Here is a 22242-nt window from a genome sequence, read left to right as displayed (position 1 = left end):
GAACTCTGGAGGTACTCATGCCCAAGGCTTCCGATGAGGCGCCCGAGGCGACTCAGGACGCGCCTGAGCAGCACGAAGTCGGCGGTGGCACCCGGTGGCGCAGATTCGCACTCGTCGTGGTCCCCGGCCTCGCAGCCGCCGCCGTCCTGGGCGGCATGACCACCCAGGGCCTCCTCGCCGCCTCCTTCGCGGTCTCCGGTGACAGCTTCAAGATGTCCGCCGACCAGCTCGTCGGGAACGGGTTCACCCAGTTCGGCGACGCCGCCACCTCGGTGGACGGCTCCACCCGGCCGGTCGGCCTCTCCTCGGTCAACACCGCCGAGCTGCACAACCTGTGCATGTCCTCCCTCTGGGACCTGCCCATCGGCGAGGCGACCCTCGTCATCAACGCGGGCGAGAGCACGCCGGTCGAGGGCACCAACCTCGTCATCGACATCGAGCAGCTCCGGGGCGACGCCGAGTTCGGCGCCATCGAGATCGGCCGCGACGCGAGCACGCTGGACAGGGCCGACAACGGCCAGGGTCCCGCGGGAGGCTTCGGCCTCCAGGCCGACACCATCACGGTCTCCGAGATGGAGATGACCACGTGGGCCGTCACCTCGGGATCGCTCCGCCTGTCCGGCCTCAGCCTGGCGGTCAAGCCCGGCGCCCACGAGTGCTTCTGATCCCATGACCCACGCACTGACGTTTCTCCGCGCGGGGTGGGGGCGCTTCCGGGACTGGCGGCGGGGCCGCCCGTTCTGGGGAGGCGTCCTCCTCGTCGCGGCCGGAGTCGAGCTGTTGGCGGCGCCGGCCGCGCAGAGCCTGATCCTCCCGATCGACCTCATTATCTACGCGGGTATCGCCGGGGTGTCCGGCACCCTCATCGCGGCGCTCCTGATCACCTTGGGAGTGCTGAGCTGGCTCCAGCCCCAGCAGCACGTCTTCTTCGGACTCGTCGGGCTCGCGCTCGCACTGGTGTCCTTCGTGACCTCCAACTTCGGAGGGTTCGTCATCGGGATGCTGCTCGGCATCGTCGGCGGGGCCCTCGTGTTCGCGTGGGCCCCCGACGTCCGCCGACGCCTCCGCGGACGCCGGGGGACGGGGAAGCCCGGAGCCTCCCGTGACGCCGACGCCCCCGGTGACGAGGGCCCCGGTACCGACCCGGCGGCCCCCGCCGGGGCCTCCCCGGAGACGTCCGGCGCCGGTCCCGCGCCCGGCGCGGGCGCCCGTCCCGCACGCGACGGCGCCCCCCGTGACGCGGCCGGTCCTCCCCCGGAGGAGGCCGTCGCCGATCCGGGCCCCGGGCCCCGGCCCCTCGCCTCCCTCGCGCTCCCGCTGGCCGCGGCCGTCGTCCTGGCCGGCGCCCCCGCGCCCACCCTCGGATGGCCCTGGGACTGGTTCGTCCCCCCGGGCGACGAGGAGGAGCAGCCCGGTGAGGACCCCTCGGAGGCCCCCTCCGACGCACCGACCGGCGAACCCGCGGAACCGGGCGGCGACCCCGGCGAGGACGAGGAACCCCGGGAACCCGGCGAGGACGAGGACGAGGAACCCGGGGAGGAGCCGGAGGAGGACACCGGCGCCGACCCGGCCGCCTGTGAACTGCTCTCCGGCGATACCGCGCTCGCGGAGTCCGAGGAGGAGTTCCTGGAGGCCGTCGAGGCCTGCCGGGCGGCGCGGGACGCGGGCGAACTGCCCGAGGTCCCGGTCGTCGGGGACGACGACTGCTTCCAGGGCTCGGTCCGCACGTCCGGCCTGACCGCAGCCACGCTCACCATGAGGGGTGCCCGCTACGACGGCGTCGTCGAGTGCCCCACGGCCGACGGTGCGCAGCGCTACATCCGGCTCAGCATGAGCCAGGCCGACGTGGTCGACGGAGAGCTGTGGTTCGAGGACGCGGGAACCCGCATGAGCCTCGGCCTGCCCACCATGAACCTGACGGGCGACGTCCGGCTGCACGTCACCCGCATGCACGTGCGCATCCTGGGGATCCCGCTGACCTTCACGCCGGACTTCCCGCCCCCGCTGCTGCTCCCGTTCATGATCGTCACCGACGTGGAGGTGGACAGCCCGATGGCCGGGACCGACAGCATGACCATCCCCGACCTCAACGGGCAGTACGGAGGCGGGGGCTGACACGTGACCGGTCCCGGGGGACGCCCCCGGTGGCCGGAACGCGGGCGACGGGGGTGCCGTGTGGGGCGGTGCCCCCGTCCCGCTGCCGGAACCGTCCCCGCGCTCCCGGCTGCCGGACCGGCCCCCGGGGCCCGTCCCACGCCGGCGCGGGGAGGGCGGCTCGGGGCCGACACGGGCGCGGGGCGCCGCCGACGGCGACGCCCCGCTGACCGGTGGCCTACCAGTTGTCGGTGATCAGGCGGCTGGCCCGGCCCACGTGCGACACGTACAGCGCGTCGCGGGCCCGGGTGGAGGCGACGAACAGCAGCGTGCGCTCCTGCTGGAACGCCTGCTCCAACGCTACCTGGTCGCCGTCGGCGGCCTCGATCGCGGCCTTGGGCGGCAGGAGGTGGTCGCTGACGCCGACCAGCGCCACACAGCGGAACTCCTGGCCCTTGAGCCGGTGCATCGTCCCCACGCGCACCGCGTCGGCGCCGCCGCCGTCCTCCAGGTGCGCGGTCGGGATGCCCCTCGCCTGGAGCTCCTTGGCGATGCCGCGCACCACCCAGTGGTTGCGGCCCGCCACCGCGATCTCGGCCGGCTCGACCCCGGCCTCCAGCCACACCCGCACCCAGTCGCCCAGGGCGGCGAGCTCCTCGGCGCGGTCGTCGCAGCCGCGCACCACCGGCGCGGGTCCGCGGAGCAGCGACCGGTACCCGGCCAGGGTGTCGGCGTTGTCGTCCATGCCCAGCGCGGCCCGGCGGCCCAGGATCGGCATGCTCCAGTCCAGGATCTCCTGGGTGACCCTGTAGCTCACCCGGAGCCGGTGGCCGCGTCCGCGCACGTTGATGCCGAGCGAGGCCAGCGACACCCGGTTGTCGGACACCCGCTGGTGGGGGTCGCCGACGATGAACAGGTCGTCCGGGCCCTCGGGGACCGCGGCGCGCAGCATCCGCCACTGGGCCGGGTGCAGGTCCTGGGCCTCGTCCACCACCACGTGCCGGAACAGGGGGGCACCGCGGCCCAGGACGCGGGCGGCCTCGGCCGCCAGCTGCGGGTAGGACCACAGCCCCTCGACCCGCATGGCGCCGACGTAGCGCCGAACGGTCTCCCACACCTGGCGGCGGTGCTCCGGGGCCAGGTGCTGCACACGCCCGCTGCGCTCGCAGCGGATGTACTGCGGCAGCAGCTCCAGCCCCTTGGCGAGGATGACCTGCTCCCACTCGTCCACCAGGAAGCGCCCCGAGAAGGGCAGGCCGTCGGCCAGGGCCACGGCCCGCCACCGCTGGGCCAGCTCGTCCTTGCCGACCAAGCGCGGCGCGACGCTGCTGTGCGACTGGACGACCGACCTGGCGAGGCTGTCGATGGTGGACACCCGCACCCTGGCGCGGACGCCGGGGTCGGGCAGCAGCTGGTCGAGGCGTTCGGCGAGGGACTGGGCCAGGGCCCGGTTGTAGGTGGTGAGGAGCACCGACTCGCGGGGGTCCTCGGGGTGGGCGGCGGCGTCGCGTTCGGCCAGGTGGGCGGCGCGGTGCAGGGCGATCACGGTCTTGCCCGTCCCCGGGCCCCCGGTGATCTGGGTGGACCCCTTGAAGTGGGCCTCCGTGATCTTGTGCTGGTCGGGGTGCAGGGTGATCTGCCACTGGTCGAACGGCGCGCTCAGGGCGGCGGCGAGCTCGGGCGGGCCGGTGGGTGTGGGGTCGACGGCCCCGGTGACGGGGGCGGACAGGATCTCGGGGCGCAGGCCGCGGGCGAAGCGGAGCGCCTCGTCGCGGGGGCGCACGGTGATCAGCCGGTAGTGCGCACCGTCCGAGGGGCGGTCCCCGCCGGGCTCGCCGTGAGCGTCCCCGTCGGGGTCGGGGACGACGACGCCGGACCAGTCGGGGGCGATGCTGACGACCCGCACGCGCGGGTCGGCGGCTCCCGCGACGGCCTCCAGGTCCGGGTCGTCGCCGGCCTGGTAGGCGCGCATCACGGCCAGGGTGTTGAGCTGGACGTCGGGCGTCAGGCGGGTGAAGTCGCTGAGAAACGTCGGGGCGATCGCAAGGGCGGACACGTCGTGGATTCCTCCGGTCTTCGACCAGGTGGTGTCTGTGGTGCTGAGGAGGTCGGAGCGGATGGTGTCGCGCGATGGGAAGCCGGTCGGGCGACCGTCGCGTTCACTTGAAACATGCTCGGTGGCGAATTTGGGCAAACGCCGCTCCGGAGCAGATCCGGGTCAGGTTTCGGGCAGTTTTCCAGGGTCATGTATGCCCTGGTCAGAGGGCCTTTTGCGGAAGCGCGTTCGAGTATCGTGAGGAACTTTTTCGCGGGCCTGCGGGGTGGGGTCCGCGACCTGCGGTTCTCCGGGGGAGTGCGGAAACCGAAAAGGGGGTTATGTACCCACCCGAAACTCGGTTACCGAGAGCGAGAGGGCCTGCTCCGGGTGGGAGTCATGGGAGACATGGGAAGCCGCTGCCGTATGAGGAGGACATGACCGAAACCCGCGGGGAGAGGGGAGGCGCGTGTGAGGCCCCGGAAACGCTGTCGTCCCGGGGGAAGCGGTACACGTTGTGGCCGGTTTCGGACACGCTCTGTGCAGACCGTGCCCGGGCGCGAGATCGTGGAGCGCACGGGGGGCGGAAACCACGTGTGGTTCAGGACTCTGCCGGGGTCCGTCCTACCCCGGCAGAGTCCTCAACCGCTCTGGATCCGGACCGCTCTAGAGAAGCGGTACCCAGTCCCCAGCCTCTCCAAAGCGCGTGATGGGGCCAACCTTGGGGAACCCGCAGGACCCCGGCATCCCTCGACTCCGCGACCGTCACACCCCATGCTCTACCTTGGTGGTGACAAAAGAGCGGAAAGGACCGGGACGAGCACAGTGGCCCCCAATGACATGAGCCGGATGCGCATCTCCGACGCTGAGCGCGACCAGGTCTCCGAGGTCCTGCGCGAGGCGGCCGCGGAGGGCCGGATCACCCTCGACGAGCTGGACGAACGGCTGAACGCCACCTACGCGGCCAAGACCTACGCCGACCTCCAGCCGCTCACCTCCGACCTGCCCGCCGCGGGAGGAGCCCAGTCCCCGCTGCCGTCGGTCCCCGGCCCGGTCCCCGGAGTGGTCGCCGTGCCCCAGGGCGACCCCATGGTCCTCAGGGCCGGGGGCAGCACCGTCGTCCGCAAGGGCGGTTGGGAGGTCCCGCACCGGGTCGAGGTGCACAACAAGTACGGCTCCACCCGGCTCGACCTCCGCGAGGCCGTCCTCACCAGCCCCGTCACCGAGATCTACGTCGACACCTCCTGGGGCGGCGCCGACCTGATCCTGCCCGAGGGCGCCACCGCCTCGGTCGACTGCGACGCCTCCTGGTTCGGCACTCTGCGCTCCGACGTGGACTCCATGCGCAAGCAGGGCGCACCGCACTTCGTCATCACCGGCTCCTGCCAGGGCGGGTCCCTCCGCGTCCGCTACAAGCGCCCCTTCTCCTGGAGCAGCCTCGGCTCCTGACCCGCCGTCCGGCTCCCGCCCGGTCGCGGGGCCCGTCCGGACCCCGCCGCCCGTGCGCCATGATGGGTGCGGCGCGCCGCGGGGCGCGTCCACAACCGGAGAGGCGGCACGCGTGGGCTTGTGGATCGTGGCGGTCGGAGCGGGCGCCTGCGCCCTGGCGCTGGCCCCCTACGCCTGGACCTACCTGGCCAGCGCCGGACGACGCAAGGACACCGCGCGTGTCCCGCACAGACCCGTCGCGGTCGTCCTGGGCGCCGCCGCGTGGAAGGACGGCCCCTCGCCCCTGCTCGCCCGCCGCCTGGACCTGGCCGTGCGCCTGTACGAGGACGGCAGGGTCGGGCGCGTCATCGTCTCCGGCGACAACCGCGAGGTCTCCGGCCGGGAGACCGACACGATGACCGCCTACCTGATCGAACGCGGAGTGCCCGCCGACCGGATCGACGCCGACCGGTACGGCTACCGCACGTGGGACACCTGCGTCCGGGTGCGCGACCTGTTCGGCGTCCGCGAAGCCATCATGGTCACCCAGTCCTTCCACCTGCCCCGCACGGTCGCCCTCGCCCGTGCCGCGGGGATCGACGCCGTCGGGGTGGGCGACTCCAGCCTCGGCGCCCGCCGCCGCTCCACCCTCATCGGCTACGCCCGCGAGGTCGGCGCCGCCGTCAAGGCCCTGCGCGACGCGATGCTCCGCCCCGAGCCCGCCCGCACCGAGGCGTGACCGGAGCCCTGTGGGGGTTCCCGGCACGGGCGTGAGAAGGTCGACGCCGCCGCCGATTCGCGCGAACCGGCTGAGCCGGGATAATCGGGCGCATGAACGCGACCACGGACAACGACTCACACGACGGCGCGGAGAGCGTGGACTGGGCGGCGCTCGTCCCCGAGGGCGGTGAGCGCGTCCCCGGGCTGCTCGCCGAGCTCGCCCGGGACGACACCGCCCTCTCGGACCTCCACGACCTCATCCGGTTCCCCGCCCCCGGGCATCTCGCCGCCCCCAGGGCCGCCGACCGCCTGGTCGACATCGCCTGCGCCGACGACACCGCGGCCACCGACCGATGGCGTCCTCTGAGCCTCCTCCTGGAACTGGTCAGCGGCCAACCGGAGGACCGCCTCCCGCAGCCCCGCGACCTCGGCCAGTGGCGCGACGAGGTGGCGTGGGCGGCGTCCACCGACGCCGAGAAGGTCCGGGAGCAGTACCGAGCCTGGGCCGAGGAGGCCGCTGACGAGCAGCACTACCACCGCATGCGCAACCGGCTCGCCGTCATGGAGCAGCCGGACGGCGCCGCGATCCTCCAGGCCGAGCTGGACACCTACGAGGCCGTGCTCGCCCGCGTCCCCGACCTGGTCGCCCTCCTCAAGGGCGGCGCCAACCGCGGAGGCATGGACCGGGCCGGGGAGTGGGTCAGCTACCTGCTCGCCTTCCTCCCCGACGACTCCGAGCGGATCGCCTCCGAGATCACCGGCGCCTCCCACGTCCTGCTCGCCAAGGACCTGCGCCCCGCCCAGCAGGCGCCCACGAGCCTGCGCGAGGCCATGAGCGGCGGGCTGGACAGCGGAGAGCCGCTGCCCGCCGAGCTGTTCGCCCTGGGCCTGGTGGCCGACCCCGCCGACATCGACACGACCGTGGGCCTCACCCACCAGATGGCGGCCGGGAACCTGTACAACTCCTTCGCCGCCTCGGTGGCGCTCGTGCTCATCCACGGGGAGAGGACCCCCCGCGAGGCGCTGCGCCGCATCGGTCGCGGCGGCGGCACCTCGATGGGCTACGAGGGCCTGTTCAACGAGTCGTGGCCGCACTGCGGCGGGCGCTCGCCGCAGGTCCTGGGCTTCCTGGCGCTGGGCCGCGCGGGAGACCGCGCCCGGCGGCTGCGCCTGGACATCCTGCCCGGCCTGATCAAGGGGGAGGCCGACTCGCGCGCCCTGGTGACCGGCGTCGGCCTGGAGATCGTCCTCGGCCCCCGCACCAAGGGGTACTCGGCCGAGGATCACGCACACGCCGAGTACGACGAGGCGACCCTCACGGTGCTGTGGGCGATCGCCGAGCTGCCCGCCTCCGCCTGGGAGGACGAGGAGTTCACCGGGACGCTGGCGGCCTGGGCCCTGCCCGAGAACGCCGAGGAGTTCCGCGCCCTGGTCGGCGTGGAGGACGAGGAGGAGCCGGAGGAGGAGGCGGTCGAGGCCCCGCCCGCCGCACCGCAGGCCCCCGTCCAGGGCGGCCTGTTCGGCCGTCTCTTCGGCGGCGGACGCTAGGTCGGTTTTCTCTGCGTCCTTCCGGGCCCGCGGCCCGAAAGCCGTCGGGAAGCACTCCCCGGGGCCCTGCCGGGCCGGCCGGCTCCTCCCCGCCGGGCCCCTCCCCCCGGCGGGAGGGGCCCCGGGCGGCTCACCGGTCCCCGGCCGCCAGGGCGTCGTCCACCGCGGTCTCGTACTCGCCGAGGAAGGTCGGGTCGGGGCGCAGCACCGCCGTGCCCAGCGCGGCGACCGCTGCGGGAACCTCCCGGAACCACCCGTACACGGTGGCGAAGCGGCGCTCGCGCATGCTGGAGTCGGCCACGCCCACCGTGTCGATGCCCGCCGCCCGGCACAGCCGCACGGCGCGCGGCAGGTGGAAGTCCTGGGTGACCACCGTGGCCTCCTCCACCCCGAAGACCTCGCGTGCGCGCGTGCACGAGTCCCAGGTGGAGAACCCGGCGTAGTCGCCCGCGATGCGGTCCTGCGGCACCCCGGAGGCCACCAGGTAGTCGCGCATCGTGTCGGTCTCGTTGTAGTGGTCGACGCTGTTGTCGCCGCTCACCAGCACGGCCTCGACCTTCCCGGCGAAGTAGAGCTCGGCGGCGGTGTCCAGGCGGCGGGCCAGGAGCAGGGTCGGCAGGCCGTCGGGGCGCACCCCCGCGCCGAGCACCAGCGCGACCGGGCGTTCCGGCACGCCCGCGGCGGTGTGGCGGTCGTCGGAGGTGCTCGCCACCTGCCACACGAAGGGCAGGAAGCCCGCCAGCACGGCGAACACGGCGAGCAGGGCGAGGCGCCGCAGCGGGCTCCGGCGCCGCTCGGGGCGGTCCTTCCCGGAGGAGCGGCCGGATCCGGCGGTTCCGCGTGTCCCCGGTGCTCCTGTGCCCGAGGCGTCGGCGGGGGTCGCCGCGGTGCCTGCACCGTGCTCCGGGGCGGAGGGTGCCCGGTCGGCGTCGTCGGGTACGGAAGCGCCGGGCTCTGAGATCGTCACGCCTGTGAAGACGCCCGGAGTGGCCGCAGAGTTCCGGTGAGTAGGGGGTCTGGCGATCCGCCCCGAAAACCTGCGCCGAGCGCCGGTCCCTGTTGAGGTGTCCCCGCCCCCTTCGTCCGCTCCCCGGGTCCGCTCCGCTCCGGGCGGAGAACGGTGTCCCCGGCCGCGGGACGCGGAGACGGGGCGCCTTCGCACGAGGACCCGGGAGCCTCCCGCGCCGGGGGAGGGCTTCGTCCGGATCCAGCCGTGACCGGCGGCGATGCGCGCGGCCTCGTGCCGGTTGGCGGCGTCGGGGACGGGATGACGCCCCCTCGGCCCGACCGGCGCGCCGCCCGGACACCGGTCACCGGGGCGGTTCCCGCGAGCGCCCTCCCGCCCGTTCGCGCCGCCCGGACGAGCCGTCACCCGGGCGGAGAACACGGCTGCACACCGCCGGGGCGCCCCGTTAGAGTCGCCGCATGTCCTCACAGCCGCACCATGACGACCTGTCCCCGCGCCTGCGCGCCCTCGCCGACCTCATGCCCGGAACCATGCGCGACGGCCCCGGGATGCACGAGTACGACGGCAAGGTGGCCGACACCTCGCCCGACGGGATCCGGGACGCGCTGTCCCGGCTCGGCGGCGACGCCCTCGCCGACGCCCACGACGAGGCCCACCTGACCGCGTTCGAGCAGGGGGTCCGCCACGAACTCGGCGAACTCCAGCTCCACCGCTCCAACCCCCTCCAGCACCTGTGGGAACTCGACGTGTCGGGCTACGACCGCGAGTACGCCCCGGCGGCGGAGCGCGACGCCGCGCGCATCGCCCACCTGGCCGAGTGGCCGCGCGTCGTCGACAACGCCATCGCGTCACTGGACCGGGTGCCCGCCCCCGTCGCCCAGTCGCTCCTGGGCGCCGTGCGGGGGGTGGCCGACGGCCTCCCCGACGACATCCCCGCCGACGTCCGCGACCCCGCCCTCGCGGCGCACGCCCGCTTCGTGGCCCACGTGGAACGGGCCGCCGAGGAGGGCCCGCGGAGCGCCGGTCTCGGCACCGAGGCACTCAGCCGCCTGATGGGGATCGGGGAGGCCGTCGAGGTGGACCTGGCCGACCTCGCCGCCCGCGCCGACACCGAGCGCGACCGCCTCCGGGCGGCCCTGGCCGAGGCCACCGGGCGGATCGCCCCCGGCCGCGTGCCCATGGAGTTCGCCCGCGAGCTCACCCGGCAGCACCCGGGCGCCGACGGGGTCCTGGAGGCCGCCCGCCGGTGGACGGCGCTCGCGGTGGAGTTCACCGCCGAGCGCGAGCTGGTCCCGTGGAGCGACGGCGAGTGCCGTGTGGACGTCTCCCCGCCCTCCCAGCGCTGGGCGACCGCGATGATGGCCTGGTCGGGCCCCTGGGAGGCCGACACTCCCTCGTTCTACTTCATCACCCCGCCCGACGAGTCCTGGAGCCGGGAGGAGGCCGACGAGTGGCTGGAGATGTTCAGCCACACCACCCTGCCCGCCGTGAGCGTGCACGAGGTGGCGCCGGGCCACTTCTCCCACGGCCGCGCGCTGCGCAGGGCCCCGGGTCAGGTGCGCCGCGCACTGCACTCGATGACCTTCGCCGAGGGGTGGGCGCACTACGCGGAGGAGATGTGCCTGGAGGAGGGCTTCGGCGAGTACGCCGCCGAACGCCTGGGGGACCCCGAGTGGACCGCCGACCACTTCGAGATCGGTGTGTGGGTGGAGGCGCTCATCCGCGTCACCCGGCTGTCGGTGGCCATCGGCATGCACACCGGCACCATGACGGTGGAGGAGGCCGCGGCCCGCTTCGCCGAGGACACCCCGCTCCAGGGGCCCGCCGCCCTCTCCGAGGCCCGCCGGGCGACCTTCGACCCCACCTACGGGCGCTACACCTGGGGCAAGCTGGAGATCCTCGCGCTGCGTGAGCGCGCCCGGGAGCAGTGGGGGGACGGGTTCGACCTGGGCCGGTTCCACCGGGCGCTGCTCGACCTGGGATCCCCGCCCCTGGGGCTCATCGGCACCGCCCTCGAACGCGGATAGCGGCACTGCCGGGACGGGGTCCCGCGCCGCCCCGCAGGGACGGCCGCGGGACCCCGCGCCGCGCTACTCCGGGGAGGCGGGCGCCGCCACGCCCAGCTGAGCGAGCGCGTCGCGCACCCGGCCCCTGGCGGTACCCAGCGCCCGCGCGGCCCGGGCCGTGTCCACGTCGGCCAGGAGCGACACGAGCGCCACCCGGGTGTCGCCGTCCGCTGCGGTCAGGGCCTCCGCGCACGCCCCCTCGTCCAACCCCGTGGCCTGCGTCAGGATGGTCACCACACGGCCGCGGAGCTTGCCGTTGGTGGCGTCCACCCCCACCATCAGGTTCGAGAACGTCCGGCCCATCCGCACCATCACCGCGGTGGAGAACGCGTTCAGGGCCAGCTTCTGCGCCGTGCCCGCCTTCATGCGGGTGGACCCGGCGATGACCTCCGCGCCCGTGGAGACGCCCACGTGCACGTCCGCGGCACCGGCGAGCGAAGCCCCGGGGTTCGCGCTGATCAGCACCGTCGACGCCCCGCGCTCCCGGGCCGCCTCCAGCGCTCCACCCACGTACGGGGTGCGCCCGCTCGCGGCCAGGCCCACCACGAGGGAGCCCTCGGCCACGCCCGCGGCGTCGATCCGTCCGGACTCCCAGTCGTCCTCGATCCCCTCCACTGCCCGCGCCAGGGCCTCACCGCCGCCGGCGTGGTGCGCCACCACCCACTCCGCGGGCACACCGTACGTCGGCGGCAGCTCCGCGGCGTCCTGCGCGGCGATCCGCCCCGAGGTGCCCGCGCCGAAGTAGTGGATGGCCGCCCCGCTCTCCAGGGCGGCCACCCCCAGCTCCACGGCCCGCGCCAGTTCGGGCAGGACCGCGCCCACGGCGGCGGGGACCGTGGTGTCCTCGGCGTTGATCTGTCGCAGGACCTCCAGCGCCGGAAGCAGGTCGATGTCGTAGGTGCCGGAGTTGCGCTCCTCGGTGGGCGCGCGCACGATCACGGCCCCACCGTCCCCCCTGGGGGAGCCGACGCTCCCCGGCGGGGCGTCTTCCTTGCCACCGTGTACCGCGCTCTCCTCATCGGTCCGCACCCGTGCCGTTCCTCTCCGTAGGGCCGCGCCCGGCCCACCTCCGGCGAACCGGGCGGCGGGGCCGGCGCGTGCCGGGTCAGTCGTCGTTTCCGTCGGTGCTCCTGCCGCCGGAGGAGTCCCCCCGGCGGCGCCTGCGGTCGTCGTTGATCCGCAGGCCCCGCACCGCCTCGAAGGTGGTCTCCAACGCGGTGCGGCTGTCGGTGTAGCGGCTCTGGGCCAGACCCACGAACAGGCAGTCCACGACGGTCAGCTGGGCGAGCCTGCTCGCCGTCGCCCCGGACCGGAACGTGGTCTCCCGTGCCGCCGTGGTCAGCACGTGGTCGGCGAACCCGATCGCGGACCGGGGGAAGTTGGTGATGGCGACGGTCCGCGCCCCGCGCCTGCCCGCCTCCGTCAGCGCCTGCACCGTGTCGATGGTCGAGCCGGAGTGGGAGATGCCGATGGCCACGTCCCGGTCGTCCAGCAGGGCGGCGCTGGTGAGCATCACGTGGGCGTCGGACCACGCGAACGAGGTCATCCCGATCCGGTGCAGCTTCTGCTGGAGGTCGGCGCCGACGAAGGCGCTCGCGCCCACGCCGTACACGTCGATGCGCCGGGCGCCCGCCATCGTGTCGATGACCGTGCGCAGCACGTCGACGTCCAGGGCCGCACCGGTCTCCTCGACGGCGCGCGCGTCCGTGTAGGCGATCTTCTGCACCACGGTGACGAGTGTGTCGTCGGGGTTGATGTCGCTGGACAGCTCCGGGCCCCCGGAGCGGGCTCCGCGCGCCTGCCCGGCCTCGGTGGCCAGTGCCAGGCGCAGTTCCCGGTATCCGCTGAAGTCGATGGTGCGGCAGAACCGGATCACCGTCGCCTCGGAGGTGGCGCAGTCCTTGGCGAGTTGGGTGATGGAGGAGGCGGCGGCCCTCTCGGGGTCGTCGATGACGCGCTGGGCGACCCGGCGCTCGGCGGGCGCGAGGGAGGGCAGGAGAGACCGGATGCGGAGCACCGTCGTGGGGACGGGCGACACGGAGAGTACTCCGTTGTCCGGCCGGTCGCCCGAAGGCTTCGGAATTTGCGCCATGGAGGAAAGTTTCTTTCGGTCGTGGTGCAGAGTCAACGCAGTGGGGGGAAAAAGCGGGAGATTCAAGGATTTCAAGGGACGCTCCCGGCAGCAAGTACCAGTGCCGCGATTGCGGTATCCCAGCTCAGACGGCACTCTGGGCAGGGTGTGCCGCTGTTCACCTGTCACGCGCGCGGCCACGCAGGGGGGATGGTGCCGTGTCGCCGAGCGACCCGGAAGGACGGCGGCCCGGTTCGGCCGCCGAGACCAGCGCGACGGTCGGCGGACGGCCGGTCGACCACGGGGCCCGGGGGCTCCACGTCGGACTGCTCGGGCAGTTCGGCGTCGAGGTCGAGGGGATGCCGCTGAGTCTGCGCGGGGACAAGCGCCGCGCCATGATCGCCACCCTTCTGCTCAACACGGGGAGTACGGTCCCGACCGGGCACCTCGTCGAACGGGTCTGGGGCTCCCCGCACACCCAGGCGAACCGCAGCGCGCTCCAGGTCCACGTCGCCCGGGCCCGCGCCCTGTTCGAGCACCACTGCGGCGCGCCGCTCATCCGGGGCGGCAACGGCGGCTACCGCGTCGACCTCGACGAGGAGCAGTCCGACCTGCTGCGCTTCCGCGCACTGGTGCGCCGCGCCGCCGACGCCGCCTCGGTCGGGGACCGCGAGGCCAGGACCGAACTCCTCATCCGGGCCCTGGGCCTGTGGCGGGGGCCCGTCCTGGCCGACGTCGTCAGTCCCGCCCTGCACGCCCGCGACGTGCCGCCCCTCACCGAGGAGCTGCTGCGCGCGGCCGAGGAGGGGTTCGGCGGGGCCCTGGCACGCGGGGAGCACGAGCGGGTGGCCGACCAGATCCGGCAGATCGCCACCGACCACCCCGAGCGCGAGCCCCTCATCCGCGTGCAGATGATCGCCCTCTACCGCAGCGGTCGGCCCAGTGAGGCGCTGCGCGTGTACGGGCGCACCCGCGACGCCCTGGTCGAACGCCTCGGCGCCGACCCAGGCCGCGAACTCCAGGAGACCTTCCACGGCATTCTCCGCGGGGACCTGGACCACCCGGCGGAGCGGGGGGCGGCCCGGCCCCCGGGACACGACGTGCTCCACGACCCGCTCGCGCGCATTCCGCGCCAGCGGATCCTGGCCGGCGGTGTCGGTCGGGTGGGAGGGGTCCCCGGCGCCGTCCCGGCGCAGGGCGGCGGCCCCGACGGGACGGGCTCGGGGGACGCGCGCACCGGGGGCTCCCCCACGGGAGGCGTGCGCGCGGGAGCGGCGGACTCCGACGGGGCCCGCACCGAGGCCGCGGACACCGGGGGAGCCGGAGCGGAGGACCTGCGCGAGACGGGCCGCGGAGCGGGCCCCGGTGACGCCCACGCCGGCGGCGCCCGGCCGGAGGGCGTTGCGCCCGGACCGGTCCGGGCGCCCACGGGCGTGTCCGGACCCGTCACGCCCGCGGAGCTGCCCGCCGTGCCGCCGGTCCTGGCGGGGAGGGACGGGGCCCTGACCGAACTCGACCGGCTCGTGGACCCCCACGGGGGCGCCCCCGGCAGCGTGCTCGTGCGCGGCCCGGCCGGTGCGGGGAGCAGCGCCCTGGCGCTGCGATGGGCGCACTCGGCGGCGTCGCACTTCCCGGACGGCCAGCTGTACGTCAACCTGCGCGACGGCGACGGCTCCCCGCGCGACCCGGTCGAGGTCCTGCGCCGCCTGGCGCGCTCACTGTCCTCGGGGACACACACCACCGGCACGCTGGAGGCGGAGGAGGCGGCGGCGCGTGTCCGCACGCTCCTGGCGCGCAGACGCGTCCTGCTGGTCCTGGACAACGCGGCCAGCAGCCGTCAGGTGCGGCCCCTGCTGCCCGGCGGTACCGGCTGCGCGGCGGTGGTCACCAGTCGTAACTGGCTGACCGACCTGCTGGTGCGCGACGGGCTCCGCGCCCTCCCCGTGGGCGCGCTGCCACCGGGGGCGGCCGTCGAACTGCTCCGCTCCCAGGTGGGGGTGGACCGGTGCAGGGAGGCCGTGCTGCGGCGCGTCGCCCACCTGGCGGGGTACCTGCCGCTGCCGCTGCGGATGGCGGTGGCCTGGTTCGACACCAATCCGCACGTGTCCGGCGCCGACCTGGTGCGCCTCCTGGAGGGGGTGGACCCGGCACGCGGCGTCACTCCCACGGCCCGGATGGCCGCCGTGCTGCGTGCCGGGCCCGAGACGGGCCGCCACGGCCGCGGGGAAGTACCGGCCGGAGCGGACACGCCTGACACGAGTCTGCGACAGGAGTCTTACGTTCGGCTTTCACCCAGGTGAGAACTGGTTACCCGTCGGTTGTACGGAAAGTGGGCGGGAGGTGACGGACCGAGGGGACGGCGCGAACGGAAAACCAAGCGACGGTGGTGATATCGGTCGGATTTGTCTACGGGGGTCCGCAACGGTCGCACGAGTCGCTAGTGTCAACCCCATGACACAGAACAATGATCCCAACCTGGACCCGGCGGGGAACACCCAGCACTTCCGCCGTTTCGTCGACGAGAACCCGGAGCCCGAGGAGGCCGCGCGCCGTCCCATCCTGCCGCTGGTACTGGCGGGAGTCGGCGTGGTTCTGGCCATCGCCGTGATCGTCGCGCTGGTCCTGGCCTTCTCCTAGGCCTCCCGTCCGGGTTCGGACGACACGTGGCGGGCTCGCCGGTCCCTCGGAACCGGTTCGCGGCCGCTCCGCGCTCCTGCTAGAGTTAACGACGTCGCCAGGGGGTACGGGCCACGGTCCGACACCCGGGAGCGGCAGGCGTCATTAGCTCAATTGGCAGAGCAGCTGACTCTTAATCAGCGGGTTCGGGGTTCAAGTCCCTGATGACGCACAGCGGGTCGACCCCGGCGGAAGGCACTCCCTCCCGCCGGGGTCGGTCGCTTCCGAAGTCCCCGGCACGCCCGGGTGGTGTGCCCCACATCGGGGCTTCGGCGGCACGGAGAACTCCACGGTTCCGGTAGAGTCGAATCCGTTGCTACGGAGGGCGCGAGCCCGACGGGACAACAGGCGTCATTAGCTCAATTGGCAGAGCAGCTGACTCTTAATCAGCGGGTTCGGGGTTCAAGTCCCTGATGACGCACACGATCCGAGGCCCCGATCGATTCCGATCGGGGCCTTCGTGCTTTCCGGGGGCCGGTTTCACCGCGGTCCCACCCCGTTTCTTCGTCGACCATTTCCCATCCCTTTCCCCACTCTCCGAATTCGCGCCGACGCATGCTGTTCCGGTGTGCGCCGAAAAGGAACCGCGTCCCTTTCCGGGTGCGCGTCGTCGCTGCCCGTGACCGTCGGTGGTGATGTGCGGCACCTCGGACTGTCGTAGTCGCGTGGTTCTCTGCGTGCTGCGGCCGAAAGCCCTTGAGGTGCGGCGCAGCAGTCGAAGGACTGCACAACGTGACCGCACCATCCCCTTGGGTGAACGTCAGAATGAGATTGACATAAACCCCCTGGTGGGGAAATGCTACTTTTCTGCCGCCTCTCCAGAAGAGGCAAGAACCCCTTGCACCAACCCCGGAGTATCCCCATGTCTTCTGTTTCCCCCACGCTGCGCGCGACCGGTCTGTCCGCGCTGGCGATCGGCTCCGTCCTCGCCCTCAGCGGCTGCGGCGCCATCACCTCCCTCCTCGGCGGCGGCAACGTCTTCGAGATCGGCGTCGGCGACTGCTTCACCGAGTCCGAGATGGACGCGGCCTTCGCCGGCGGCGAGGTCAGCGACATCCCCCTCGTCGACTGCGCCGAGGAGCACGACTCCGAGGTCTACTTCACCGAGGACCTGCCCGAGGGCGACTACCCGGGCTCGGACTCGATCAACACCTCCACGGAGGAGATCTGCTACGGGGACAACTTCACCGACTTCGTCGGTGTCCCCTACCCCGAGTCGGAGATCTACGTCGCCACTCTCTCCCCGACCGAGGACAGCTGGAACCGGGCGGACGACCGCGAGGTCGTCTGCTACGTGGTCACCGACGGCGAGACGGTCACCGGCACCCTCGCCGGCGCCAACCGCTAGTCCCGCACGCGTCCGGTGACGGGCCCTGCTCCAGCCCGCACCACTGTGAGCCGTGTTTCACCTGCGGCTACGCGCCACACGTCGAGAAAAAAATTCTGATTCGCCCCGTCTTGGGCTGAAACCTTCTCCGTGTCGCGTGCATCTTGATACATGTCGCCGACCCTCCCCCAGTCGGCAAAAAGCAACCCTCGAACTGGTGGAGTACTCATGTCCGCAACGCGCCGCCCGCTGCTCGGCCGCATCACCCTCGGGATCCTGGCCGTCGGCGCCTCGCTCTCCCTCTCCGCATGTGGCCAGCTTCCCCTGCTGCCCCCCGCCCTCACCGGCGGTGAGGAGATCTCCCCGGAGCCCGTCGAGACCACCGAGACCAGCGAGGCCCCCGCCGACCCCGTCGAGACCGAGACCCAGGAGCCCGCCGGCGCCTCGGACACCGACGTCTTCAACATCGGCCTGGGCGACTGCCTGAACGAGATGGAGACGAACACGGACGAGCAGATCTCCGAGGTTCCGATCATCGACTGCTCCGAGCCCCACGACTACGAGGTCTACCACGTGGAGGACGTCCCGGACTCGGGTGCGTACCCGGGTGAGGACGCCATCCTGGAGTCCGCCGACACCATCTGCCGCGACGCCTTCGACGCCTGGGTCGGCACGCCGTGGGCGGAGTCCGGTATCGACTACACGCAGCTCTACCCCGTCGAGGAGGGCTGGGACCTGGGCGACCGCGAGGTCCTCTGCCTGGCCTACGACATGGCCGGCCAGGCCACCGGAACCCTTGAGGGCGCCGGCTACTAGTCCCGCGACCGGGGGATTCTCCGGTCCGGTACCCCCGCCCGGCTCCTGTCCCTGTCACGGGACACTGCGACGAACTCCGTGACAAGCACAGGATCCTCCACGGCGGCCCCGTACGCCGCACCGGCTCCGCCGGCGGGCGCACGGCGCGCACGGGACACGGCCCTTCCGGTCCCGGAGCGCGCACCGCACGACGAACGGCCCGCACCACGCTGGTGCGGGCCGTTCGCGTCCTCACGGGTCGGTTCCCCGGTCGGTCCTCCTCACGGGCCGCCCGGTTCCGGTCAGACCCCGGCGCCGCCCGTGACGGGCAGGCGCAGCGGGGCGAGGGGTTCTGCCGAGTCCCGGGCGAACTCCTCGGCGGTCTCGGCGGCCGGGGCCGGTTCCGCCGGCGGGAGACCCTGGCAGGTGACGTCCGCCGGGGCCTCACCGTCGACGAGGTAGGCGTCCACGGCGTCCCTCACGCACGGCAGGCCGAAGGAGTGGTAGAAGCCGTGCCCGCCGTCCCCGGCCACCGTGACCAGGGGGTTGTCCAGGCGTTCGGCCATGGCCGCACCGTGCTCGTAGGGGGTGTTGGCGTCGAACTCCCCGGCGATGACCAGCCCCTGGGGGTAGCCGTCGCGCTCCGTGTCGACCGCGGGTTCCGGCCGGTCCACCGTGCTGAAACCGCACGGGTGGGGGGCGGCCCACACCGCACCGCTCCCGTAGGGGTGCTCCTCCCGGTACACGCGGGTGTCCTCCCGGTACACGCTGAGCCGGGTGGGCCACTCCGTCTCGCACAGGACCGCGGTCTGGAGGTCCAGGGTCATGATGTCCCCCACCTGGCCGTGGGCGACGCTCAGCGTCTCGTACCCCTCGGGCAGCGGCTCGTCGTTGACGATGAACCAGTGGAACGAGGCGACCAGGTCCCACGAGGCCTGGAACCGTGCGTGGAAGCCGAGGTCCATGTCGAAGGCGTTGTTCTCGTACCCCGGCAGGCGGGAGTCCTCGCCGAGCGGCTCCTCCCGCAGCCGCGCGGAGGCGTCGTCGAAAGTCTCCAGCACGTCCTCCGGGGTCGTGCCGAAGCCGTACAGGTCGTCCTGCGCGGCGAGCCAGGCCGTGTACCGGTCCATGTTGGCGGTGTACGCGGGGGCCTGCCCCATGAGGGCGTCACGCGTCACACCCTCGGGCACGGTGGCGGAGTCCAGGACGCTGCGGGCGAGCCGCTCGGGGAAGAGGGTGCCGTACACCGCCCCCAGGTAGGTGCCGTAGGAGGCGCCGAGGTAGTTGAGGTTCTCCTCGCCCAGCGCGGCGCGGATGACGTCCATGTCCCGGGCGGTGTTCGCGGTGCTCATGTGGGGGAGCAGGTCGCCCTGGGTGCGCTCGCAGGTGCGCTGGTAGTCGATCGCGGCCCTGGTCACGGCGGAGAACTCGGCGTCGGTCGGCCGCGTGTGGAAGGGCAGGGGGTCGGTTTCGCAGTTCATGCGGGGCGAGGAGGCGCCCGTGCCGCGCGGGTCCATGCCGATGATGTCGTACACCTCGGCGGCGCGGGTGTCGCCGAGACCCCAGCCCGCTTCGGGGTTCTCGGCGAGGGAGAGGGGGGCGGTGCGTCCGTGGCCGCCCGGACCGCCCGGGTTGGTGAGGAGGATGCCGCGCCGCCGCTCCGTGTCGGTGGCGGTCCCGCGGCTGACCGCGACGGTGATGCGCGTGCCGTCGGGGTCGGCGTAGTCGAGGGGGACCTCGATGTCGGCGCACTCCAGGCCGGGGAGTTCGGCCTCGGTACAGGGCGCCCACGCGACGTCCTGGTCGTGGAAGCCGGCGAGGGCGGTGTCGGGGGCGGCGGGGTCTGCGGCGGCCGGTGCGGCTGCCGCGAGTGAGGCGGCGAGAGCGGCCGTCAGGGCACTCGCTGCCAGGGGGATCGTGCGTGCTCGGCGCACAGGGGTGGCCTCCGTCTTCGGTCTCGTTCCGGGGGAACGGGGTCGTGTACTTCGGAGGCACCACGGTATGAACCGGGCGGATATGGGCGACATGTACGAAAGTCATGGATGCGACGTATGGCCGGATGCGGACAGTCACGGCCCCGGGGGAGCCGCCCCACCCCCCGTGATCTTGTACTTATAGCGAGTCCGGGCACCCCACATCGGCTATAAGTACAAGATCATCCGGGTCGGGATCGGGGATCACCGCGAGCGTCGGAACCGACCGACCAAGCCTTCGAGGAGAACGATGCGCCGCATCATCGCCGCCTTCGCCCTGACCGCCGCCGCTCTGGGGACGGTGGCCGCTCCCGCCGCCGGACTGGGGACGGTGGCCGCTCCCGCCGCGGCCGACGGCCGCGACGGGCTGCTCGCCGTGGGCGACGCCCAGGAGTTCGCCCGGGCGGTGCTCTCCAGCGGCGGCCCCAGCGTCTCCGGGGGCCTGCAGCTGAACTCCGACGTGCTCTGAGCCGACGCCCGCGGCGGACTCCGTGCGCCCGCGCCAGGACCCACGCCTCCTGTTGACGGTCACCCACCGTCGGGCACGGAGCGCCCAGCTAACCCCGAGCCGTTGGTGCGCCCGCCGCGCCGACTGGGACTGGGACTGGGAGTGGCAGTGGAGGGGCTGCGCGTTCGGTCCCCTGACCGTGCGGGCCCTCATCGAGAACCTGTGAACCGGAAGGACGCCGCACACATCGCGCGCCTCGTCGAACTCCTGCGGCGAACTGCGCCTTTCAGCTGAAGCATAAAAGCCACTAATTCCGGCATTGTGGATTATCGGGGCAGGGTCCGGTCGAATCCGCCGACCGGACCCTGCCCCGCTCTGGCCTGCGATGATGCCCGCCGCCATAAATTACCCCGGGGTAGTTCGCGAAAAAGTTCGCCTCCACCCCACCCCTGCCCTTAATCTGGCCCCACAACTCAACCCACACAATGACCCCGCGACGGTTAATCGCCGTCCGGGGCCGTGGCCAGCAACATCCACCCTTAACGACAAGGAATTGCCAGCATGCGCCAGTTTAGCGCTGCCGTTCTCAGCCGTGCGCTGGGGGCGGTCCAGGCCCTCCTCGCCCCCTCGCGCGGACGCCACTCCGCCGCGGCCCTCCGTCGCCGCCGCCGCTCCACCCGGGTCCGCCGCTACGCCCCGCTCCCGGACGCCCCCGCTCTGCTCCGCGCGGTGCCCGAGCACCCCTCGCACCCTGAGCGCCCCGCACCCGCACCCGCACCCGCACCCGCACCCGCACCCGCACCCGCACCCGCACCCGCACCCGCACCCGCACACTCCGCACCACCCGCGCCCTCCGCGCAGGCCGCACTCCCCGGCCGCACCGCGCCCCGACCGCTGCCCTCCGCCGGCCGGGCACCCGTCCAGCCGACATCGGCGTCCGCCGACCCGCTGTCGACGCCGAGCGTGTTCACCACCGCCGAGGACGTCGCGCTGGTGCGCCCCTACTACGAGGCCCACGAACGCGAACTCGCGCTGATCCAGGCCCGGGCCGCCGACCGCCTGGAGCGGTGGACCCGGATCCGCTCGGCCGCCGCCCGGCCCGGAGGCCCGGCTGTCGGCACGTCTGTCGGCCCGGCGGTCAGTCCGGTGGCCGGTCGGACGCCCGGCACGCCGGTCGGAGTGCCCGGCACGGCCACCCGCCGGGTCCCGGCCGCCCGGTGCGAGTACCGGGGGGTTCCCGCATGACCACGTGCACGGTCGCCGAGGAGCCCCGGCCCCTCGTGTTCTGGGAGCACCGCCTCTACCCCGGCAGCCTGTCCCGGCTGTCCCGGGTCCGCGCGGACCTCGCCGCCGACCTGTCGGGGTTCGACACCGACCTGGTCGAGGCCGTGTCCCTGTGCGCCAGCGAGCTCTTCGCGAACTGCGTCAAGTACACCGACTCGGGCCGTGAGGAGGGCGGCGAGGTCCTGCGCTCCCTGTCCCTCGTGGACGCGGACACCCTGCTGTTCTCGGTCAGCGACTCCGGCGGGGGAGGCGGCGTCCCCGCCGTCCCGCGCGAGCGCACCGCCGACGAGTGGGCCGAGGCGGAGGGCCAGCGCGGTCTCCTGCTCATCGAGAACCTCGCCCGTCGCTGGGGACACCTGCTGCTCGCCCCGTGGGCCGACCTGGGCACCCGTGTCTGGGCGGAGTTCGACGTCGATCCCGACCGGGTCCCGGACGGCCTGCGCCCCTACGTCTTCACCCGCTGAGCCGCACGGCACCGCCCGCCCGTCGGGTGCCACCGGGCCCGCCCGGTGCCGCCCGATCCGCCGCGGCCACAGTGCCCCTCAGTCACAGCGCCCCTCGGCCACATCGGCCCCCGGTCCCGTCGGCGTCTCCGCGCCGACGGGACCGGGACCGGCGGGATCCCGGGTCTGTGGTCTGGGCGCGTTTGTGCAGGGCACAACGAGTGGGGACGCATCGACTGTCTGTAATGAGCAGATTTATTCCCGTATGTTCGCTTTGTGATGCCGATCATGTCGCGCGGCGGACGCCGTTTGGTCACGAAGGTGGTGCGCGCCACACCCCTCGGGTTACGGTGTCGATTTATTAGGA

Annotated in this window: 19 protein-coding genes and 2 tRNA genes; 16 read left to right on the top strand and 5 right to left on the bottom strand. The window is 73.3% G+C overall.

Annotated elements, in window-relative coordinates; genetic code table 11:
- Nucleotides 1-17 precede the first annotated feature (17 nt).
- Both Q8791_RS01525 and Q8791_RS01520 read left to right on the top strand, forming a co-directional pair.
- Complete coding sequence (locus Q8791_RS01525; RefSeq protein WP_330089719.1) at nt 18-665, top strand: DUF6230 family protein; 648 nt, start codon at nt 18-20, stop codon at nt 663-665.
- A gap of 4 nt (nt 666-669) precedes the next feature.
- Entirely contained in the window at nt 670-2115 is a 1446-nt protein-coding gene (locus Q8791_RS01520; protein ID WP_330089718.1) for a DUF6114 domain-containing protein, read from the top strand.
- Between the two features lie 217 nt (nt 2116-2332).
- On the opposite strand, the gene Q8791_RS01515 is transcribed toward Q8791_RS01520, so the two are convergent.
- Nucleotides 2333-4150 (bottom strand): UvrD-helicase domain-containing protein, encoded by a 1818-nt coding sequence (locus Q8791_RS01515; protein WP_330089717.1) that lies wholly within the window; start codon nt 4148-4150, stop codon nt 2333-2335.
- An 828-nt stretch (nt 4151-4978) separates the two neighbouring features.
- Here Q8791_RS01515 and Q8791_RS01510 point away from each other — a divergent pair.
- The 3 genes from Q8791_RS01510 (at nt 4979) to Q8791_RS01500 (ending at nt 7825) form a co-directional block, all read left to right on the top strand.
- A complete protein-coding gene (locus tag Q8791_RS01510) occupies nt 4979-5578 on the top strand; it encodes a DUF1707 SHOCT-like domain-containing protein (RefSeq protein WP_330089716.1) in 600 nt (199 codons plus the stop codon).
- A gap of 112 nt (nt 5579-5690) precedes the next feature.
- A complete protein-coding gene (locus Q8791_RS01505) occupies nt 5691-6296 on the top strand; it encodes a SanA/YdcF family protein (protein WP_330089715.1) in 606 nt (201 codons plus the stop codon).
- Nucleotides 6297-6388: 92 nt separating this feature from the next.
- Nucleotides 6389-7825: a hypothetical protein gene (locus Q8791_RS01500; protein WP_330089714.1), complete on the top strand. Its 1437-nt coding sequence runs from the start codon at nt 6389-6391 to the stop codon at nt 7823-7825.
- 130 nt (nt 7826-7955) lie between these two features.
- On the opposite strand, the gene Q8791_RS01495 is transcribed toward Q8791_RS01500, so the two are convergent.
- On the bottom strand, nt 7956-8792 hold the full coding sequence (locus tag Q8791_RS01495; protein WP_330089713.1) for a SanA/YdcF family protein: 837 nt from the start codon (nt 8790-8792) through the stop codon (nt 7956-7958).
- Between the two features lie 458 nt (nt 8793-9250).
- On the opposite strand from Q8791_RS01495, the gene Q8791_RS01490 reads away from it, so the two are divergent.
- Nucleotides 9251-10819 (top strand): DUF885 family protein, encoded by a 1569-nt coding sequence (locus Q8791_RS01490; protein WP_330089712.1) that lies wholly within the window; start codon nt 9251-9253, stop codon nt 10817-10819.
- Between the two features lie 63 nt (nt 10820-10882).
- Here Q8791_RS01490 and Q8791_RS01485 read toward each other — a convergent pair whose 3' ends face one another.
- On the bottom strand, nt 10883-11887 hold the full coding sequence (locus Q8791_RS01485) for an N-acetylmuramic acid 6-phosphate etherase (RefSeq protein WP_330089711.1): 1005 nt from the start codon (nt 11885-11887) through the stop codon (nt 10883-10885).
- A gap of 76 nt (nt 11888-11963) precedes the next feature.
- The gene (locus tag Q8791_RS01480; protein WP_330089710.1) at nt 11964-12950 is read right to left on the bottom strand and encodes a MurR/RpiR family transcriptional regulator; all 987 of its coding nucleotides are present in this window, start codon (nt 12948-12950) and stop codon (nt 11964-11966) included.
- Between the two features lie 197 nt (nt 12951-13147).
- On the opposite strand from Q8791_RS01480, the gene Q8791_RS01475 reads away from it, so the two are divergent.
- The 6 genes from Q8791_RS01475 to Q8791_RS01450 all read left to right on the top strand — a co-directional run bounded on the left by Q8791_RS01475 (nt 13148) and on the right by Q8791_RS01450 (nt 17748).
- Nucleotides 13148-15229, top strand: coding sequence for an AfsR/SARP family transcriptional regulator (locus Q8791_RS01475; protein ID WP_330089709.1), 2082 nt, complete (start codon nt 13148-13150; stop codon nt 15227-15229).
- A gap of 151 nt (nt 15230-15380) precedes the next feature.
- Nucleotides 15381-15566, top strand: coding sequence for a hypothetical protein (locus tag Q8791_RS01470; RefSeq protein WP_330089708.1), 186 nt, complete (start codon nt 15381-15383; stop codon nt 15564-15566).
- Nucleotides 15567-15704: 138 nt separating this feature from the next.
- Nucleotides 15705-15777 (top strand) — tRNA-Lys (locus Q8791_RS01465).
- A gap of 176 nt (nt 15778-15953) precedes the next feature.
- A tRNA-Lys gene (locus tag Q8791_RS01460) sits at nt 15954-16026 on the top strand.
- Between the two features lie 441 nt (nt 16027-16467).
- Nucleotides 16468-16953 (top strand): septum formation family protein, encoded by a 486-nt coding sequence (locus Q8791_RS01455; protein ID WP_330089707.1) that lies wholly within the window; start codon nt 16468-16470, stop codon nt 16951-16953.
- Between the two features lie 207 nt (nt 16954-17160).
- On the top strand, nt 17161-17748 hold the full coding sequence (locus tag Q8791_RS01450) for a septum formation family protein (RefSeq protein ID WP_330089706.1): 588 nt from the start codon (nt 17161-17163) through the stop codon (nt 17746-17748).
- A gap of 281 nt (nt 17749-18029) precedes the next feature.
- On the opposite strand, the gene Q8791_RS01445 is transcribed toward Q8791_RS01450, so the two are convergent.
- Nucleotides 18030-19661, bottom strand: a complete 1632-nt coding sequence (locus tag Q8791_RS01445) for an alpha/beta hydrolase (RefSeq protein WP_330089705.1) — start codon at nt 19659-19661, stop codon at nt 18030-18032.
- Nucleotides 19662-19950: 289 nt separating this feature from the next.
- Between Q8791_RS01445 and Q8791_RS01440 the strand changes: the two genes are divergently transcribed.
- The 4 genes from Q8791_RS01440 to Q8791_RS01425 all read left to right on the top strand — a co-directional run bounded on the left by Q8791_RS01440 (nt 19951) and on the right by Q8791_RS01425 (nt 21896).
- On the top strand, nt 19951-20169 hold the full coding sequence (locus tag Q8791_RS01440; protein ID WP_330089704.1) for a hypothetical protein: 219 nt from the start codon (nt 19951-19953) through the stop codon (nt 20167-20169).
- Between the two features lie 52 nt (nt 20170-20221).
- Nucleotides 20222-20374 carry a hypothetical protein gene (locus Q8791_RS01435; RefSeq protein WP_330089703.1) on the top strand — a complete coding sequence of 51 codons (153 nt, stop codon included), beginning with the start codon at nt 20222-20224 and terminating at the stop codon, nt 20372-20374.
- Between the two features lie 335 nt (nt 20375-20709).
- Nucleotides 20710-21393, top strand: coding sequence for a hypothetical protein (locus Q8791_RS01430; RefSeq protein WP_330089702.1), 684 nt, complete (start codon nt 20710-20712; stop codon nt 21391-21393).
- Nucleotides 21390-21896, top strand: a complete 507-nt coding sequence (locus Q8791_RS01425) for an ATP-binding protein (protein ID WP_330089701.1) — start codon at nt 21390-21392, stop codon at nt 21894-21896. Before Q8791_RS01430 ends, Q8791_RS01425 begins: the two co-directional genes overlap by 4 nt.
- Nucleotides 21897-22242 lie beyond the last annotated feature (346 nt).

Source organism: Nocardiopsis codii (genome assembly GCF_036327455.1).
In the GTDB taxonomy this organism is placed as follows: domain Bacteria; phylum Actinomycetota; class Actinomycetes; order Streptosporangiales; family Streptosporangiaceae; genus Nocardiopsis; species Nocardiopsis codii.
This window is presented reverse-complemented; position numbering and strand designations above follow the sequence as displayed.

Coding starts and splice junctions, on each gene's coding strand:
- Q8791_RS01525 (WP_330089719.1), top strand. CDS start 18: ATGCCCAAGGCTTCCGATGAGGCGCCCGAGGCGACTCAGGACGCGCCT.
- Q8791_RS01520 (WP_330089718.1), top strand. CDS start 670: ATGACCCACGCACTGACGTTTCTCCGCGCGGGGTGGGGGCGCTTCCGG.
- Q8791_RS01510 (WP_330089716.1), top strand. CDS start 4,979: ATGCGCATCTCCGACGCTGAGCGCGACCAGGTCTCCGAGGTCCTGCGC.
- Q8791_RS01500 (WP_330089714.1), top strand. CDS start 6,389: ATGAACGCGACCACGGACAACGACTCACACGACGGCGCGGAGAGCGTG.
- Q8791_RS01490 (WP_330089712.1), top strand. CDS start 9,251: ATGTCCTCACAGCCGCACCATGACGACCTGTCCCCGCGCCTGCGCGCC.
- Q8791_RS01480 (WP_330089710.1), bottom strand. CDS start 12,950: ATGGCGCAAATTCCGAAGCCTTCGGGCGACCGGCCGGACAACGGAGTA.
- Q8791_RS01470 (WP_330089708.1), top strand. CDS start 15,381: ATGACACAGAACAATGATCCCAACCTGGACCCGGCGGGGAACACCCAG.
- Q8791_RS01455 (WP_330089707.1), top strand. CDS start 16,468: ATGTCTTCTGTTTCCCCCACGCTGCGCGCGACCGGTCTGTCCGCGCTG.
- Q8791_RS01450 (WP_330089706.1), top strand. CDS start 17,161: ATGTCCGCAACGCGCCGCCCGCTGCTCGGCCGCATCACCCTCGGGATC.
- Q8791_RS01440 (WP_330089704.1), top strand. CDS start 19,951: ATGCGCCGCATCATCGCCGCCTTCGCCCTGACCGCCGCCGCTCTGGGG.
- Q8791_RS01430 (WP_330089702.1), top strand. CDS start 20,710: ATGCGCCAGTTTAGCGCTGCCGTTCTCAGCCGTGCGCTGGGGGCGGTC.
- Q8791_RS01425 (WP_330089701.1), top strand. CDS start 21,390: ATGACCACGTGCACGGTCGCCGAGGAGCCCCGGCCCCTCGTGTTCTGG.